The sequence below is a fragment of the Enterobacter cloacae complex sp. P14RS genome, assembly GCF_014895895.1.
GTDB lineage: Bacteria > Pseudomonadota > Gammaproteobacteria > Enterobacterales > Enterobacteriaceae > Enterobacter > Enterobacter bugandensis.
Map to the genome: position 1 here is coordinate 12381 of NZ_JADBQM010000015.1, position 16655 is coordinate 29035.

At 57.5% G+C, this 16655-nt stretch carries 18 protein-coding genes and 1 riboswitch; of the genes, 6 read left to right on the top strand and 12 right to left on the bottom strand.

Annotated elements, in window-relative coordinates; translation table 11 throughout:
- Window positions 1-23: 23 nt before the first annotated feature.
- From IM295_RS13545 to IM295_RS13590, 10 genes are all read right to left on the bottom strand, one after another.
- Entirely contained in the window at window positions 24-341 is a 318-nt protein-coding gene (locus IM295_RS13545) for a PTS lactose/cellobiose transporter subunit IIA (protein WP_008503455.1), read from the bottom strand.
- Window positions 341-649: a PTS sugar transporter subunit IIB gene (locus IM295_RS13550; protein WP_010425948.1), complete on the bottom strand. Its 309-nt coding sequence runs from the start codon at window positions 647-649 to the stop codon at window positions 341-343. The genes IM295_RS13545 and IM295_RS13550 overlap by 1 nt, the downstream gene beginning before the upstream one ends.
- Window positions 650-795: 146 nt before the next feature.
- A complete protein-coding gene (locus IM295_RS13555) occupies window positions 796-2337 on the bottom strand; it encodes a sensor domain-containing diguanylate cyclase (protein WP_045261303.1) in 1542 nt (513 codons plus the stop codon).
- 337 nt (window positions 2338-2674) lie between these two features.
- A complete protein-coding gene (gene thiH, locus IM295_RS13560; protein ID WP_193032200.1) occupies window positions 2675-3802 on the bottom strand; it encodes a 2-iminoacetate synthase ThiH in 1128 nt (375 codons plus the stop codon).
- The gene (gene thiG, locus IM295_RS13565) at window positions 3799-4569 is read right to left on the bottom strand and encodes a thiazole synthase (RefSeq protein ID WP_193032203.1); all 771 of its coding nucleotides are present in this window, start codon (window positions 4567-4569) and stop codon (window positions 3799-3801) included. The genes thiH and thiG overlap by 4 nt, the downstream gene beginning before the upstream one ends.
- A 1-nt stretch (window position 4570) precedes the next feature.
- Complete coding sequence (thiS, locus tag IM295_RS13570; RefSeq protein WP_028015101.1) at window positions 4571-4771, bottom strand: sulfur carrier protein ThiS; 201 nt, start codon at window positions 4769-4771, stop codon at window positions 4571-4573.
- Window positions 4755-5510, bottom strand: coding sequence for a HesA/MoeB/ThiF family protein (locus tag IM295_RS13575; RefSeq protein ID WP_193066818.1), 756 nt, complete (start codon window positions 5508-5510; stop codon window positions 4755-4757). The genes thiS and IM295_RS13575 overlap by 17 nt, the downstream gene beginning before the upstream one ends.
- Window positions 5503-6138: a thiamine phosphate synthase gene (gene thiE / locus IM295_RS13580; RefSeq protein WP_193066819.1), complete on the bottom strand. Its 636-nt coding sequence runs from the start codon at window positions 6136-6138 to the stop codon at window positions 5503-5505. The genes IM295_RS13575 and thiE overlap by 8 nt, the downstream gene beginning before the upstream one ends.
- A complete protein-coding gene (thiC, locus tag IM295_RS13585) occupies window positions 6138-8033 on the bottom strand; it encodes a phosphomethylpyrimidine synthase ThiC (protein WP_041911590.1) in 1896 nt (631 codons plus the stop codon). Before thiC ends, thiE begins: the two co-directional genes overlap by 1 nt.
- A 79-nt stretch (window positions 8034-8112) precedes the next feature.
- A riboswitch (TPP riboswitch) is annotated at window positions 8113-8222 on the bottom strand.
- 54 nt (window positions 8223-8276) lie between these two features.
- Window positions 8277-8774, bottom strand: a complete 498-nt coding sequence (locus tag IM295_RS13590; protein WP_028015105.1) for an Rsd/AlgQ family anti-sigma factor — start codon at window positions 8772-8774, stop codon at window positions 8277-8279.
- A 95-nt stretch (window positions 8775-8869) separates the two neighbouring features.
- Here IM295_RS13590 and nudC point away from each other — a divergent pair, with 95 nt between their 5' ends.
- The 6 genes from nudC (at window position 8870) to IM295_RS13620 (ending at window position 13222) form a co-directional block, all read left to right on the top strand.
- Window positions 8870-9643, top strand: coding sequence for an NAD(+) diphosphatase (nudC, locus tag IM295_RS13595; protein ID WP_047363705.1), 774 nt, complete (start codon window positions 8870-8872; stop codon window positions 9641-9643).
- Between the two features lie 38 nt (window positions 9644-9681).
- Complete coding sequence (gene hemE / locus IM295_RS13600) at window positions 9682-10746, top strand: uroporphyrinogen decarboxylase (RefSeq protein WP_193066820.1); 1065 nt, start codon at window positions 9682-9684, stop codon at window positions 10744-10746.
- A gap of 9 nt (window positions 10747-10755) precedes the next feature.
- Window positions 10756-11427 (top strand): deoxyribonuclease V, encoded by a 672-nt coding sequence (nfi, locus tag IM295_RS13605; RefSeq protein ID WP_010425928.1) that lies wholly within the window; start codon window positions 10756-10758, stop codon window positions 11425-11427.
- A 41-nt stretch (window positions 11428-11468) separates the two neighbouring features.
- Window positions 11469-12059, top strand: a complete 591-nt coding sequence (locus tag IM295_RS13610) for a YjaG family protein (protein WP_022646712.1) — start codon at window positions 11469-11471, stop codon at window positions 12057-12059.
- 186 nt (window positions 12060-12245) lie between these two features.
- A complete protein-coding gene (gene hupA, locus IM295_RS13615; protein WP_002445246.1) occupies window positions 12246-12518 on the top strand; it encodes a nucleoid-associated protein HU-alpha in 273 nt (90 codons plus the stop codon).
- An 11-nt stretch (window positions 12519-12529) separates the two neighbouring features.
- Entirely contained in the window at window positions 12530-13222 is a 693-nt protein-coding gene (locus IM295_RS13620; RefSeq protein ID WP_193066821.1) for a DUF1481 domain-containing protein, read from the top strand.
- A 45-nt stretch (window positions 13223-13267) separates the two neighbouring features.
- On the opposite strand, the gene purD is transcribed toward IM295_RS13620, so the two are convergent.
- Together purD and purH are read right to left on the bottom strand one after the other, a co-directional pair.
- Window positions 13268-14560 carry a phosphoribosylamine--glycine ligase gene (purD, locus tag IM295_RS13625; RefSeq protein ID WP_063943218.1) on the bottom strand — a complete coding sequence of 431 codons (1293 nt, stop codon included), beginning with the start codon at window positions 14558-14560 and terminating at the stop codon, window positions 13268-13270.
- A 15-nt stretch (window positions 14561-14575) separates the two neighbouring features.
- The gene (purH, locus tag IM295_RS13630; protein WP_028015111.1) at window positions 14576-16165 is read right to left on the bottom strand and encodes a bifunctional phosphoribosylaminoimidazolecarboxamide formyltransferase/IMP cyclohydrolase; all 1590 of its coding nucleotides are present in this window, start codon (window positions 16163-16165) and stop codon (window positions 14576-14578) included.
- Window positions 16166-16655: the final 490 nt, after the last annotated feature.

A 16655-nucleotide genomic window follows, 5' to 3' on the forward strand; every position in this document is an offset into this window, starting at 1 on the left:
GGTTTTTTTATATCTGCATTTCTTCAATTCACTAGCGGGATGCGTCGATAAAGCTCAATCATATCGCCCGCCAGATCCTGAATAACCATCGCGTTCATCAGGTGGTCCTGAGAATGAACGGTGATCAAGTTAACAGGCAGTTTCCCGGTCCCTTCGTCAAGTCCAATAAGCTGCGTCTGGATCGTATGCGCGTGCTTCACATATTCGCGGGATTCTTCCATTGCTTTTTCAGCTTCGTCAAACTCACCTTTACGCGCCATCTGCAGAGCTGTCAGGGCCGCACTGCGGGCCGCACCGGCGTTGACCAGCAGTTCCATGATTGTGGTTTCTAAGTCTTCCATTATGACTCCAGCAGTTTAAGCGCTTTTTCCAGTACGGCATCGCCTTTCATCATGCCGTAATCCATCATGTCGATCACCGCGACCTTTTTACCCAGCGGGTCGGCCTGTGCCTGCAGTTTAGCCTGCTCGTATTTGACCTGTGGCCCCAGCAATACGATGTCGGCCGTCGCGATATTGTCTTTAAACTCCGCAACCGGAACGGCTTTAATGGTGACTTCAACCCCTTTTTTCTGCGCGGCATCTTTCATACGTTGAACCAGCATGCTGGTTGACATTCCCGCTGCACAGCATAAAACGATGTTCTTCATAATCAGCCTCGATCTACATGTGTTTATTGATAATTATCCTGCGCAGAGAGCTTCAACAACCGCTTTACCGCGATTGTGTGTCAGGCATCACAAAGAAAGCGGCATTTTTCTGAAACCGGTTACAATTCTTCGAGTAAGAGAGAAAGTCAGCCGACGGCAGTGCGAACAATACGGTTTTTTCCCTGCTTTTTAGCACTGTAGAGCGCGTTATCAACGCTACCTACAAATTGTTCCAGCGGTTCGAAATGCCATTCACCCAGACCCGCGCTGAACGTGACGTGCAGATTTTCTTCCCGCCATACGCGTCTTTCAACGGCGGTGCGCCATGCGTCAAGCAATGAAAATGCGGCAGCGATCTGCTCGGCCTGGAAAATTACCGCGAACTCTTCACCACCGTAGCGATAGACCGAGACGTGGTGGGGCTGCATTATCTGGATCCCTTCGCGCGCCACGTTACGCAGGACAATGTCGCCGCTCAGGTGTCCCCACGTGTCGTTAATTGACTTGAAGTTATCAATATCAACCAGCGCCATCGCGAAAGGCTGGTGGGCATTTAATAATTCCTCCACATCGTTATCGAACGCACGGCGGTTTTTGCAGCCGGTCAGCGCATCGTGAGTGGCCTGACGAACATACGCCATCTCACGCTCTTTATTGGACTGAATGGTGCGGCTCAGCATCGCTTCCAGACGCGGCGCCTGGCTCACATCGCCCGTTTTGATCGCATTGATAATGGTCATCAACACGGTACGCGAGGCATGACGCAGATAGAGGCCGAAGAGAATGATAATGATGGCCGCCAGCGCGAAACCCCAGCCTACGATCGTCGTTTCGTGTCGGGTGATATCGGTAAGCGTTGCGCCAGAGACCCTGTAGATGACAAACCAGTCTGGATTGGTAAATGAGTAGTAGTAATACCAGGCGTCGGTTTTCTTATCGTAAAGGTGGCCTTCGCCGCTGGTCATTTTATCCATCAGCGCTTCGCTGACGTACTGTTTGAAAAGCGCACCCGTATCAGGGTGCAGCACGACGGCGCCATCGCGTTCGACGACGAAGAATTCCCCCTGAACAGGGGCGACCATCTGACGCAGGGTGTAGCCCATTGACGTTAAGTCGAGATGAAACGCAATCGTACCTTTAAGTCGACCTTCTGGTGAAATTAACGGTTTATAGAGTGTGACCGTCGGATGACCGTTGAAGTAGTCCATATAGGGACGGGTGTAGTGGCTGAATATACTGGCTTCAGCATGGGCGACAAACCACGGACGCGTCCGGGGATCGAAGGTTTTACTCTTTTCCGTCTGGAGCACTTCCGGGGCGCGCAGATAATGTCCCTGCGTGTCTGCCAGCGAGATGGATGACACGGTCGGCATCAGGTTTTGCAAATGCATCATCATCTGCAGCCCTTGCGTCGGGTTGACGTTGAGGGTCTCGTTTAGCCTGTCATCGCGTGCAAAATACATCGCGGAGCGGCCCAGGATATAATCGTTTTCACGCAGGATTGACTCGGTGTAGTTCACCGCAAGGTTATGGGTGAAATTGCCATTAATCTTATGATAGTCCTCAAGGAAATCCTTTCGTTGTGAAAGGGTTACCACGACCGCGATCAGCGCAAAACTGCATAGAATCCCCGCGAAGCTGAGCATAATGGGTCGGGTGAAAGAGAGCTTTTTGCTGTAAAGTGCCATGAGTTGTACATCGATCCTGATGGTGAATATTTTTCGTCTGCCGATATCCTCTCAGCATAGTCGCTGTCCTGCGGTTAGCGGTGAATTATACGGAACACGATTTCAGGCGAGATGATTTATCTTAAGAATCACTAAGAAATTCCTTATCCATACTTTTGCGCCCCTCTTATGCACGGAATCGGAGGCAGGGCGAAACGAGGAAGAAGCTTTTCGCCCTGGTCAGCGTCCGTTGCTGACCTGATGAAAATAAAAAACCAGACGAGCGCTGACAATCATCCGGTTTTACCTTTCCGTAACGCCTCGATAATTTTCTACCGTGTTGCAGTGCGTTACATCGTCATTGCGAGGCTCTTCCCAGCCAGCTGTCCCAGTCTTTCCAGACAGGCTGTAAACCCTGTGCCGTCAGGGCGGCGGCAACGGCTTCTGGACGCCGTCCGTCATGCGGTGCAAACTGCTCCAGCTCCGGATGATCGTCTGCATACCCGCCCGGCTGCGTTTTGGAAAACGCGCTGACGTTGTTAATCGCCAGCGGGATGACGCGATCGCGAAACGCCGGGGATTCACGCGTTGAGAGCGATAACTCCACTTCCGGGGCGAGCAGGCGAAACGCGCAGATGGTTTGCACCAGCTGGCGTTCATCCATCAGCGAAGCCGGTTCAATGCCGCCTGCGCAGGGGCGCAGGCGTGGGAAGGAGATGGAGTATCGGGTCTGCCAGTAGTGCTGTTGCAGCCACAGCAGATGTTCTGCCACCATGTAGCAATCTACCCGCCAGCTATCGGAAAGCCCAATTAGCGCACCCAGCCCGATTTTGTCGATCCCGGCGCGGCCCAGCCTGTCCGGCGTTTCCAGCCGGAAGAAAAAATCCTGCTTCTTCCCTTTCAGGTGATGCCGCGCGTACGTCGCCTCGTGGTAGGTTTCCTGATAGACCATCACACCGTCCAGCCCGAGCGTTTTTAACTCCGCATACTCGTCCTGCGACAGGGGCTGAACCTCCATCTGCAACGACGCAAACTCCCGACGTATCGCAGGCAGATGCTGGCGGAAATAGTCCATTCCCACTTTCCCCTGATGCTCGCCCGTGACGAGAAGAAGATGCTCAAAACCCATTTCACGAATGGCCGCACACTCGCGGGCAATCTCACCTTCATCGAGCGTTTTCCGCTTGATGCGGTTGCTCATGGAGAAGCCGCAGTAGGTGCAGTCATTGGCGCACAGGTTGGAGAGATAGAGTGGCACGTAGAAGCTCACCGTGTTGCCAAAACGCTGGCGGGTGAGCCGCTGCGCTCGCTGCGCCATCGGTTCAAGGTAGGCGCTGGCCGCCGGGGAGAGCAGGGCCATCAGATCCTCGCGGGTCAGCTGACGGGCGTGCAGCGCGCGCTCCACGTCAGCCGCCGTTTTGCTGTTGATGCGCAGGGCTATATCGTCCCAGTTAAGCTCGCGCCAGCGCTCGGTAAACGTGCTCATGAGAGCGCCTCCAGAAAACCTGTCAGCGGGCTGGTGGCCTGTGCCTGAAAACTGCGCGAGCCGGGGCCGGACTCTCTGGCCAGCAGGCCAGCCTCCACGGCGAGACGAAATGCACGCGCCATCATGACCGGGTCGTCGGCCACCGCAATGGCGGTATTCACCAGCACCGCGTCGGCCCCCATTTCCAGCGCCTGCGCGGCGTGGCTGGGCACGCCGATCCCCGCATCCACCACCACCGGCACGGTCGCCTGCTCGATGATGATCTCCAGCATCGCGCGGGTTTCCAGCCCCTGATTGGAGCCAATGGGCGCCCCCAGCGGCATGACGGCGGCGCAGCCGACCTCTTCCAGACGCTTACACAGCACGGGATCCGCGCCGCAGTAAGGCAGAACGGTAAACCCCTGCTGCACCAGCTTTTCTGCGGCTTTCAGGGTCTCGATCGGGTCGGGCAGCAGCCAGCGGGCGTCCGGGTGAATTTCCAGCTTCAGCCAGCGGGTGCCGAGCGCTTCCCGCGCCAGCTGTGCGGCGAAAATCGCCTCCTCGGCCGTTTTCGCGCCGGAAGTGTTTGGTAAGAGCGTCACGCCTGCCTCCAGTAGCGGCGCAAGTATGGCATCGTTGTGCTGGCGCAGATCCACGCGCTTCATCGCCAGCGTCACCAGCTGGCTGCCACTTTCACGAATAGCATCCACCATCAGCTGCGGCGAGGCGAATTTGCCGGTTCCGGTAAACAGATGTGAATCAAAGACTTTATCAGCAATACGTAACATCTCAGCCCCCTGCGATAACCTGAAACAGCAGGATCTGGTCGCCTTCATTGACCTGCTGAAGTTCCCACTGCTCGCGCGGCAGGATCTGTTGATTGAGCGCCAGCGCCGTTCCCGGCTTGAGCTGGCGCAATTTGTCGAGCAGGGCGGCAACGGTGAGACCGTCGTCGCACGTCATCGGCTCATCGTTAAACAGAATGCGCATCGTGGCCTCCGCATACCGGGCAGAGGCTGGCGCGGTGTAGTGCCAGATGGCGCCAGCCGCTGGAGCGGGCGTCGAACAGCCGGAGCGTGTTGCGTTCCGTCTCCATGCCGCTGAGCAGCTTGATAGCCTCCAGTGCCTGAAGGGTACCCATCACGCCCACCACCGGGCCAAGAATGCCTGCCGTGCGGCAGTTACGCTCCGGTTCAGCCTCGTCCGGCCACAGGCAGCGGTAACAGCCCTGCGCCCACGGCGGCGTAAGCACCATTATCTGCCCGCCGAAACCGACCGCGCTGGCGGTGATCAGCGGCGTGTTCTGTGCAACACAGGCCGCGTTGATGGCCTGACGCGTCGCCATGTTGTCCGTGCAGTCCAGCACCGCGTCGGCAAGGGCGACCTCATGGCGCAGGCTTTCACCGCTGAGCCGCTCCTGCAGAGCAATCAGTTCGATATCCGGATTAAGCTGGTTAAGTCGCTGCCGGGTGATCTGCGCTTTAGGCTGGTTAACATCTTCAGTCGTGAAGAGGATTTGCCGTTGCAGGTTGCTGAGGTGCACCTCGTCGTCATCGGCCAGCACCAGCGTGCCCACGCCCGCACCGGCCAGATACAGCGCGGCGGGCGCGCCTAATCCGCCCAGGCCGACAATCAATACCCGGCTGGCGAGCAGCTTTTGCTGCCCGTCAATGGCAATATCCTCCAGCAGGATCTGGCGGCTGTAGCGCATAAAATCGCGGTCATTCATCGCCCGCTCCTGCCAGCTGTAAAAGCTGCGCGGTGGCGGATCGCCAGTCTGCCGCCTGGGTAATGGCGCTGACGATGGCGATACTGCCGACGCCGGTCTCCAGCACCGCCGGGGCGCGTTCAAGGCTGATTCCACCGATGGCGACGGTCGGGTAATCGGCAAGGCGCTTAACGTGGCTCGCCAGCTGCGTCAGACCCTGCGGGGCAGAAGGCATCTGCTTGGTTTGCGTCGGAAAAACGTGACCGAGGGCGATGTAGGAGGGGCGGGCCGCCAGCGCCACGTCGATTTCCATATCATCGTGTGTTGAAACGCCAAGGCGCAGGCCAGCCTGGCGAATGGCGTTCAGATCGGTGGTTTCCAGATCCTCCTGACCCAAATGCACGCCGTACGCCCGGTGCTTAACGGCCAGCCGCCAGTAGTCGTTGATAAACAGGCGGGCATTGTAGCGATGCCCCAGCGCGATGGCGGCGACGACGTCGGCCTCCACCTCTTCATCACGCTTATCTTTGATGCGCAGCTGGAGGGTGCGAACGCCGGCCTCCAGCAGGCGTTCGATCCACTTCACGCTGTCCACCACCGGGTAAAGCCCTAAGCGAAAGGGCACGGAGGGGAAATCGGGCTTGTACATTACGCCTCCTCTTTTTTGAGGTAAATTTCGCCGCCTCTGGCGCGGAAGGTTTCCGACATGTCCGCCATACCGACTTCAATGGTCTGCGCGGCGGCGTAATCCCGCACCTCCTGGCTGATTTTCATCGAGCAGAATTTTGGCCCGCACATGGAGCAGAAGTGCGCCACCTTGCCCGACTCCTGCGGCAGGGTCTCGTCGTGATAGGCGCGGGCGGTGAACGGATCCAGCGCCAGGTTAAACTGGTCTTCCCAGCGGAATTCAAAGCGCGCTTTGGACATGGCGTTATCGCGGATTTGCGCGCCCGGATGGCCTTTCGCCAGATCCGCCGCGTGGGCGGCAATTTTATAGGTAATCAGTCCCTGCTTTACGTCCTCTTTGTTGGGCAGGCCGAGATGCTCTTTCGGCGTCACGTAGCAGAGCATGGCGCAGCCAAACCAGCCGATCATCGCCGCGCCAATCCCGGAGGTGAAGTGGTCGTAGCCCGGTGCGATATCTGTGGTCAATGGCCCCAGAGTGTAGAACGGCGCTTCGTGGCAGTGCTCCAGCTCCTCGGTCATGTTGCGGCGTATCATCTGCATCGGCACGTGGCCCGGGCCTTCAATCATCACCTGCACGTCATACTCCCAGGCGATTTTGGTCAGCTCGCCCAGGGTGTGCAGCTCGGCAAACTGCGCTTCGTCGTTGGCATCGCGGATGGAGCCCGGACGCAGGCCGTCGCCCAGCGACAGGGAGACGTCGTACGCGGCGCAGATTTCGCAGATCTCGCGGAAGTGCTCGTAGAGGAAGTTTTCCTGATGATGGGACAGGCACCACTTCGCCATGATGGAGCCACCCCGCGAGACGATGCCGGTCAGACGTTTCGCCGTCATAGGCACGTAGCGCAGCAGCACGCCCGCGTGAATGGTGAAGTAGTCCACGCCCTGTTCCGCCTGCTCCAGCAGCGTGTCGCGAAACGCTTCCCAGGTGAGGTTTTCAGCAATGCCGTTGACCTTCTCCAGCGCCTGATAAATCGGGACGGTGCCAATCGGCACCGGGCTGTTACGCAGGATCCACTCGCGGGTTTCGTGGATGTAGCGGCCAGTGGAGAGGTCCATCACCGTGTCCGCACCCCAGCGCGTGGACCAGACCAGCTTTTCCACCTCTTCTTCGATGGACGAGGTGACGGCAGAGTTGCCGATGTTGGCGTTGACCTTCACCAGGAAGTTGCGGCCGATAATCATCGGCTCCGATTCCGGGTGGTTGATGTTGGCGGGGATAATCGCGCGCCCGGCGGCCACTTCGTCACGCACAAACTCCGGCGTGATGTTCTCCGGCAGGCGAGCGCCAAAGCCTTCACCCGGATGCTGGTGGCGCAATATTTCGCTGCGGATGCGCTCGCGGCCCATGTTTTCGCGGATGGCGATGAACTCCATCTCCGGCGTGACGATACCCTGGCGCGCGTAGTGCAGCTGGGTGACGCACTTGCCCGCTCTGGCGCGTTTTGGCGTCAGCAGGCCGGTAAAGCGCAGCTCGTCCAGGCCGTCGTCGGCCAGGCGTTCTTTGGTGTACGCAGAACTGCGTACGCTCAGTTCTTCGCAGTCGTTACGCGCCTCAATCCACGGCTGGCGCAGCTTTGCCAGACCTTGCTGCACGTTGATAGCAACATCAGGATCGCCGTACGGGCCGGAGGTGTCGTATACCGGCACGGCTTCGTTGTCTTCATACTGGGGGTTCTCTTTGCTGCCGCCGATAAGCGTCGGGCTGAGCTGGATTTCGCGCATCGGCACGCGGATATCGGCCTGTGAACCGGTGATGTAGATGCGTTTCGAGTTCGGGAAAGCGGTGCCTTCCAGGGTGTCGATGAAGTGTTGGGCCTGTGCACGCTGTTCGCGGCGGGTCAGTTTTGTTGTAGACATAGCTCATTCCAGAAGTGAAGGACATGGCTTGTCAGACGACGGATGAAGCAAGAGGAGATCGCCACAGGGGCGATACAACAGCAGCGTGACTCTTGTTCCCTTCGCAGGTATTAACCTGATCAGGTTCCGCGGATCCCGAATTAACGGTCTCAGCCCGTGCTTACACACTGGGCACTCCGACAAGAAAAATCCCCCTCCGCAGAGGGGCGACTGGTTGTAAATTACTCGTTAACGGTTAAGAACTCAAGCAGGGCGCGCAACGTTATCGCTGCTGCTGATATTCAGGTTGTTATCCAGTACGAGGGCGATGAGCTTATCTTCCAGCGTGAATCGCTCTTCCAGCGCTTCGCCCAGGTCGGACAGCGCCTGCTGGAACTCAAGATAGTTATCGTGATCGATGGCGTTCTCGAGCGTGGAATCGTAATAGTCCATGATCTGCTGGGTGTTGGCTTCCAGCTGCGGACAGAGTTTGCTGGCCGCTAAATACGGCGTTGTCCCTTCCATTTCGCGGATAATGCGTTCATAAATGTTGAAATGGCCGTCGGAGAGGTAGTCGACAAGGCTCTGACAAAAATCATCCAGCGCTTTTTCGTTCAGCCGCATAAAGGATTCTTTGCCAGGCTTAAGACCGACCAGATTGTAATACGCCACAAGGAGATGCTTGCGCACATGTAGCCAGCGATCCACCAGGGTGTTACTTCCTCCAACGCGCTCAGTCAGGCTTTCCAGCTGGTTTAACATGGTCGACTCCATAAGGTTTAGAATGGGATCTGCTTATCCAAAATGTAACCACAATGCTAACAACATGTCAGTGAAGCGAAGGTAGTGCAATAGATATGGATCGTATTATTGAAAAATCAGATCTGGGTTGGTGGATCGTCAGCCACGAACAAAAATTATGGCTGCCCTCAGGAGAGTTGCCCTACGGTACCGCGGAAACGTTCGATCTGGTGGGCCAGCCCGCGCTGAAGATCGGCGAGTGGCAGGGCGATCCCGTGTGGTTGATCCAACAGGCGCGCCGTCAGGATATGGGATCCGTACGTCAGGTGTTAGATCTGGACGTCGGCCTGTTCCAGCTGGCGGGGCGGGGCGTGCAGCTGGCGGAGTTTTACCGTTCGCACAAATATTGCGGTTACTGCGGCCACACCATGCACCCAAGCAAAACCGAATGGGCGCTGCTCTGCGGCCACTGCCGTGAACGCTACTACCCGCAAATCGCGCCGTGCATCATCGTTGCCATCCGCCGTGATGATTCCATCCTGCTGGCGCAACATACCCGTCATCGCAACGGCATTCATACCGTCCTCGCCGGGTTCGTCGAAGTCGGCGAAACGCTGGAGCAGGCGGTGGCGCGCGAGGTGATGGAGGAGAGCAGCATCAAGGTGAAGAACCTGCGCTACGTGACCTCCCAGCCGTGGCCGTTCCCGATGTCTCTGATGACCGCGTTTATGGCGGAATATGACAGCGGTGAGATTGTTATCGACCAGAAAGAGCTGCTGGAGGCGAACTGGTACCGCTACGACAATTTACCGCTGTTACCCCCTCCGGGAACGGTGGCGCGTCGCCTGATAGAAGATACCGTGGCAATGTGTCGGGCCGAGTATGAGTAGTGTTACACTGACGGACTGACGCAATAAGGAACTGCAAAATGACCGAACTGAAGAACGATCGTTATCTGCGTGCGCTGCTGCGCCAGCCCGTTGATGTCACCCCGGTGTGGATGATGCGCCAGGCGGGACGCTATCTGCCAGAATACAAAGCCACGCGCGCGCAGGCGGGCGATTTTATGTCGCTGTGCAAAAACGCCGAGCTGGCCTGTGAAGTGACGCTCCAGCCGCTGCGCCGCTTCCCGCTGGATGCCGCCATTCTCTTTTCGGACATTCTTACCATTCCGGACGCGATGGGCCTGGGGCTCTATTTCGAAACCGGCGAGGGCCCGCGCTTTACCTCGCCGATCAAAAGCAAAGCCGACGTCGATAAGCTGCCGATCCCCGATCCGGAAGGCGAACTGGGCTACGTGATGAACGCCGTGCGCACCATTCGCCGCGAACTGAAAGGCGAAGTGCCGCTGATTGGGTTCTCCGGCAGCCCGTGGACGCTGGCCACCTACATGGTTGAAGGCGGCAGCAGCAAAGTCTTCACCATGATTAAAAAGATGATGTATGCCGAACCGCTGGCGCTGCATGCGCTGCTCGACAAGCTGGCGAAGAGTGTTACGCTCTACCTCAACGCGCAGATTAAAGCGGGCGCACAGTCGGTGATGATTTTCGACACCTGGGGCGGCGTGCTGACCGGACGTGATTATCAGCAGTTCTCCCTGTACTACATGCACAAAATCGTCGATGGCCTGCTGCGTGAAAACGACGGTCGCCGCGTGCCGGTAACGCTGTTCACTAAAGGCGGCGGCCAATGGCTGGAAGCGATGGCGGCCACTGGCTGCGACGCGCTGGGCCTCGACTGGACCACCGATATTGCCGATGCGCGCCGTCGCGTGGGCGACAAAGTGGCGCTACAGGGCAACATGGACCCGTCCATGCTCTATGCTCAGCCTGCCCGCATCGAAGAGGAAGTGTCGACTATACTGTCTGGTTTCGGCCAGGGTGAAGGCCACGTCTTTAACCTCGGCCACGGCATTCATCAGGATGTGCCGCCTGAACACGCAGGCGTATTTGTGGAGGCGGTGCATCGGCTTTCTGCCCAGTATCACAAGTAAGGAGTGGTTATGGATCTCGCGTCGCTACGCGCTCAGCAAATCGAACTGGCTTCATCGGTGATCCGCGAGGATCGTCTGGATAAGGATCCCCCGCAGTACATTGGCGGGGCGGACGTCGGGTTCGAGCAGGGCGGTGAAGTGACGCGGGCGGCGATGGTGGTGCTGAAATACCCGTCGCTGGAGCTGGTGGAGTACAAGGTGGCGCGTATCGCCACCACCATGCCCTATATTCCCGGCTTTCTCTCCTTCCGCGAATACCCCGCGCTGCTGGCCGCGTGGGAGCAACTCTCGCAAAAACCTGACCTCCTGTTTGTTGACGGGCACGGTATCTCCCATCCGCGTCGCTTAGGCGTCGCCAGCCACTTTGGTCTGCTGGTGGACGTGCCGACCATCGGCGTGGCGAAAAAACGCCTGTGCGGCGCGTTTGAGCCGCTTTCTGCCGAACCGGGCGCGCTGGCGCCGCTTATCCATAAAGGCGAGCAGCTGGCGTGGGTCTGGCGCAGTAAAGCGCGCTGTAATCCGCTGTTTATCGCCACCGGGCATCGGGTGAGCATGGACAGCGCGCTGGCGTGGGTGCAGCGCTGCATGAAGGGCTACCGGTTACCGGAGCCAACCCGCTGGGCTGACGCCGTTGCCTCTTCACGTCCGGCATTCATTCGTTGGCAGGAAATTCAGCCGTGATTCAGGTAAACTGCGGCTAATTTTCGATTCGAGACATCATCATGTTACAAAACCCGATTCATCTGCGCCTTGAGAAGCTGGAAAGCTGGCAGCACGTGACGTTTATGGCTTGCCTGTGCGAGCGCATGTATCCCAACTATGCCGCGTTCTGTAAGCAAACGGAGTTTGGCGAAGGCCAGATTTATCGACGTATCCTGGATTTAATCTGGGAGACGCTGACGGTGAAAGATGCAAAGGTGAACTTCGATTCACAGCTCGAAAAGCTGGAAGAGGCGATCCCGGCGGCGGACGATTACGACCTGTACGGCGTTTATCCGGCTATCGACGCCTGCGTGGCGTTGAGCGAGCTGATCCACTCCCGTCTGAGCGGTGAAACGCTGGAGCACGCCATTGAAGTCAGTAAGGCATCCATCACGACCGTCGCGATGCTGGAAATGACGCAGGAAGGCCGTGAAATGACCGACGAAGAGCTGCGTGCTAACCCGGCGGTTGAACAGGAATGGGATATTCAGTGGGAGATTTTCCGCCTGCTGGCAGAGTGTGAAGAGCGTGATATTGAGCTGATCAAAGGGCTGCGCGCGGACCTGCGTGAGGCCGGCGAGAGCAATATTGGTATAATTTTTAACCAATGAGACAACAAAACGTGATTTAACGCCTGTTTTGTCGCACCTCGACTCTTCCCTTCTGCCCCCCGTCTGGTCTACATTTGGGGGGCGAAAAAAAGTGGCTATCGGTGCGTGTATGCAGGAGAGTGCTTTTTTGGCATTTTCGTCGCACTCGATGCTTAGCAAGCGATAAACACATTGAAAGGATAACTTATGAACAAGACTCAACTGATTGATGTAATTGCGGACAAGGCTGATCTGTCTAAAGTGCAGGCTAAAGCTGCTCTGGAATCTACCCTGGCTGCTATTACTGAGTCTCTGAAAGAAGGCGATGCTGTACAACTGGTTGGTTTCGGTACCTTCAAAGTGAACCACCGCGCTGAGCGTACTGGCCGCAACCCGCAGACCGGTAAAGAAATCAAAATCGCCGCAGCTAACGTGCCGGCATTTGTTTCTGGTAAAGCACTGAAAGACGCAGTTAAGTAAGACGCGTGGCAGTGAACAGTTTTAACGAAGGGGCGGCAACGCCCCTTTTGTCATTCTGGCGTGGCATGCTCGCGCTGGCAGGCGTACTGTTGCTGTCTGCCTGTAGCCATGATTCCTCACTCCCCCCGTTTACCGCCAGCGGCTATGCTGACAACCAGGGCGCGGTCAGGATCTGGCGCAAAGATTCCAGCGATGAAGTCCATATGCTTACCGCGTTCAGCCCGTGGCATAACGGCAACACCTCGACCGCAGAGTACCGCTGGCAGGGCGATGCGCTATCGCTGATTGAACTGAACATCTACAGCAAGACCCCTGAACACGTGAAGGTGCGTTTCGACGACCACGGCGAGCTGAGCTTTATGCAGCATGAAGTCAGCGGGTTGAAACAGCAGCTTTCCAGCGATCAGGTCGCCCTTTACCGCTACCGCGCCGAACAGCTCCGTCAGACCAGCGACGCGCTGCGTCAGGGCCGCGTGGTACTGCGCCAGGGGCGCTGGCATGCCGATGGCACGGTGACCACCTGCGAAGGGCAGACCGTAAAGCCTGAGCTTGAATCCTGGGCAACCGAACACATTCAGCGCCGTCAGCGGCATTCGTCTATGGAAGTGAGCGTGGCGTGGCTTGAGGCGCCGGAAGGCTCTCAGCTGCTGCTGGTGGCGAACGAAGACTTCTGCACCTGGCAGCCGACAGAGAAAAGTTTTTGATTTAAGTTCCCTCTCCCACCGGGAGAGGGTCAGGGTGAGGGGAAATTACTCCCCCTGCTCCCGCGCAATAGCACGATAACCGATATCCTGACGGCTGAAGCTGCCGTTCCAGTGAATATCCGCCATCAGCGCATAGGCGCGTTTTTGCGCTTCTGCCACGGTCTGGCCCAGCGCGGTCGCACACAGCACGCGGCCGCCGTTGGTGAGCACGCGGTCATCGTCAGCCAGCTTCGTACCGGCGTGGAACACCTTCGCGCCGTCAATCTCTTCCAGCGGCAGGCCGTGGATCTCATCTCCGGTGCTGTAGTTCCCCGGATAGCCACCCGCAGCAATCACCACGCCCAGAGACGCACGCTCGTCCCACTCTGAGGTTTTCTCGTCCAGCTTGCCTTCGCAGGCCGCCAGACACAGATCCACCAGGTCGGATTTCATGCGCAGCATGATCGGCTGGGTTTCCGGATCGCCGAAGCGGCAGTTGAATTCAATCACCTTCGGGTTACCCTGCTTGTCAATCATCAGGCCCGCGTAGAGGAAACCGGTGTAGGTATTGCCTTCCGCCGCCATGCCCTTCACGGTAGGCCAGATGATGCGGTCCATGGTGCGCTGATGCACCTCATCGGTAACAACGGGAGCAGGAGAGTAAGCGCCCATCCCGCCGGTGTTGGGGCCGGTATCGCCATTGCCCACGCGCTTGTGATCCTGGCTGGTGGCCATCGGCAGAACGTGCTCGCCGTCGACCATTACGATAAAGCTCGCCTCTTCGCCGTCGAGGAACTCTTCGATCACGATGCGGTGGCCCGCATCGCCAAAGGCGTTGCCTGCCAGCATATCCTGAACGGCCGCTTCGGCTTCTTCGAGCGTCATCGCCACGATAACGCCTTTCCCGGCGGCCAGACCGTCGGCTTTGATGACAATCGGCGCGCCTTTTTCACGTAACCAGGCCAGAGCAGGCTCCACTTCGGTGAAGTTCTGATATTCCGCCGTCGGAATGTTATGACGCGCAAGGAAATCTTTGGTGAAGGCTTTGGAGCCTTCCAGCTGTGCGGCACCTTCCGTTGGGCCGAAGATTTTCAGGCCCGCAGCGCGGAAGGCGTCAACCACGCCAATTACCAGCGGCGCTTCCGGGCCGACGATGGTCAGATCGATGTTCTCGGTCTGGGCAAAGCTCAGCAGCGCCGGGATATCGGTCACGCCGATAGCCACGTTCTGCAGCGCGGGTTCCAGTGCGGTACCGGCGTTACCCGGTGCCACGAAGACGGTTTTAACCTGTGGAGACTGCGCCGCTTTCCACGCCAGAGCGTGCTCGCGCCCGCCGTTACCAATCACTAATACTTTCATTTTCTGCTCCGGGAATTAATGGCGGAAGTGGCGCATGTCGGTGAAGATCATTGCGATGCCGTGTTCGTCGGCAGCGGCAATCACCTCGTCGTCGCGGATAGAGCCGCCAGGCTGGATCACACAGGTGATGCCCACCGCAGCCGCAGCATCAATACCGTCACGGAACGGGAAGAAGGCGTCAGAGGCCATGGCGGAGCCTTTCACTTCCAGGCCTTCGTCGCCTGCTTTGATACCGGCAATTTTCGCAGAGTAAACGCGGCTCATCTGGCCTGCGCCTATCCCGATGGTCATGTTCTCTTTTGCGTAGACAATGGCGTTAGACTTCACGAACTTCGCCACTTTCCAGCAGAACAGCGCGTCGCGCAGCTCCTGTTCGGTCGGCTGTCGTTTGGTCACCACGCGCAGGTCGGCTTCTGTCACCATACCCAAATCGCGATCCTGAACCAGCAGACCGCCGTTCACGCGCTTGAAGTCCAGGCCCGGCACGCGCTCCGCCCACTGGCCGCAAACCAGTACGCGCACGTTCTGTTTCGCCGAGGTGATTTTCAGCGCTTCTTCGGACGCGGACGGCGCGATGATCACTTCGACAAACTGGCGGGAGATAATGGCCTGCGCGGTCTCGGCATCCAGCTCGCGGTTGAAGGCAATAATGCCGCCGAATGCGGAGGTCGGGTCGGTTTTGTAGGCGCGATCGTAGGCATCCAGAATAGAGGTGCTTACCGCAACGCCGCACGGGTTGGCGTGCTTGACGATAACGCAGGCCGGCTCGCTGAACTCTTTCACGCATTCCAGTGCGGCGTCGGTGTCGGCAATGTTGTTATAGGAAAGGGCTTTGCCCTGAACCTGCTGTGCGGTCGCAACGGAGGCTTCCTTGACCTCTTCTTCTATATAGAAGGCAGCCTGCTGGTGGCTGTTCTCACCGTAACGCATATCCTGCTTCTTAATGAAGTTCAGGTTAAGGGTGCGCGGGAAGCGGCCAGAAGGATCTTTGCTTTCACCGTGGTAGGCAGGAACCAGGCTACCGAAGTAGTTGGCAATCATGCTGTCGTACGCGGCGGTGTGTTCGAACGCCTTAATCGCAAGGTCGAAGCGGGTTTCGAGAGTGAGGGAGCCGTCGTTAGCATCCATCTCATTAATAATGGCGCTGTAGTCGCTGCTCTTCACCACGATGGCCACATCTTTATGGTTCTTCGCCGCGGAGCGCACCATGGTTGGGCCGCCGATATCAATATTCTCAACCGCATCTTCCAGAGAGCAGCCTTCGCGGGCGACGGTCTGGGCGAACGGGTAGAGGTTAACAACGACCATATCGATAGGCGCGATATCATGCTGTTCCATAATGCCGTCGTCCTGACCGCGACGGCCCAGAATGCCGCCGTGCACTTTCGGATGCAGGGTTTTGACGCGTCCATCCATCATTTCCGGGAAACCGGTGTAGTCGGACACTTCGGTTACCGGCAGACCTTTATCTGCTAACAGGCGAGCGGTACCGCCTGTAGAAAGCAGCTCCACACCGCGTGCGGAAAGTGCCTGAGCGAATTCGACGATACCGGCTTTATCAGAAACACTGAGCAGAGCGCGGCGGACTGGACGACGTTGTTGCATGGTAAATCCCCTGGATTTCACGATTACAGAGAGCGTTAGATGAATTTTCCAGCGAAAAACTCATCTAACACACCTGACGAGGCCTCCTTATTAAGCGCGAGCATTTTAACGAAAACGTTTGCGCAACGCTCGCATATTTTCACTTTTTCGAAGCGCTGTGGATAACTCTGTGTGTAAAAGGGTATAAGGAGGGGTTTTGCTGGGGAATGCAGCAGTCAGTCATTTTTCTGTCATTTAGCGGTTGCGGCCCGCGGAGAACTCCCTATAATGCGCCTCCATCGACACGGCGGATGTGAATCACTTCACAGTTAACCCGGTCGGTTGAAGAGAAAAAATCCTGAAATAACGGGTTGACTCTGAAAGAGGAAAGCGTAATATACGCCACCTCGCAACGGTGAGCTGAAAGCCGCGTTGCACTGCTCTTTAACAATTTATCAGACAATCTGTGTGGGCACTCAAAGTGACATGGATTCTTAACGTCCTCGGACGA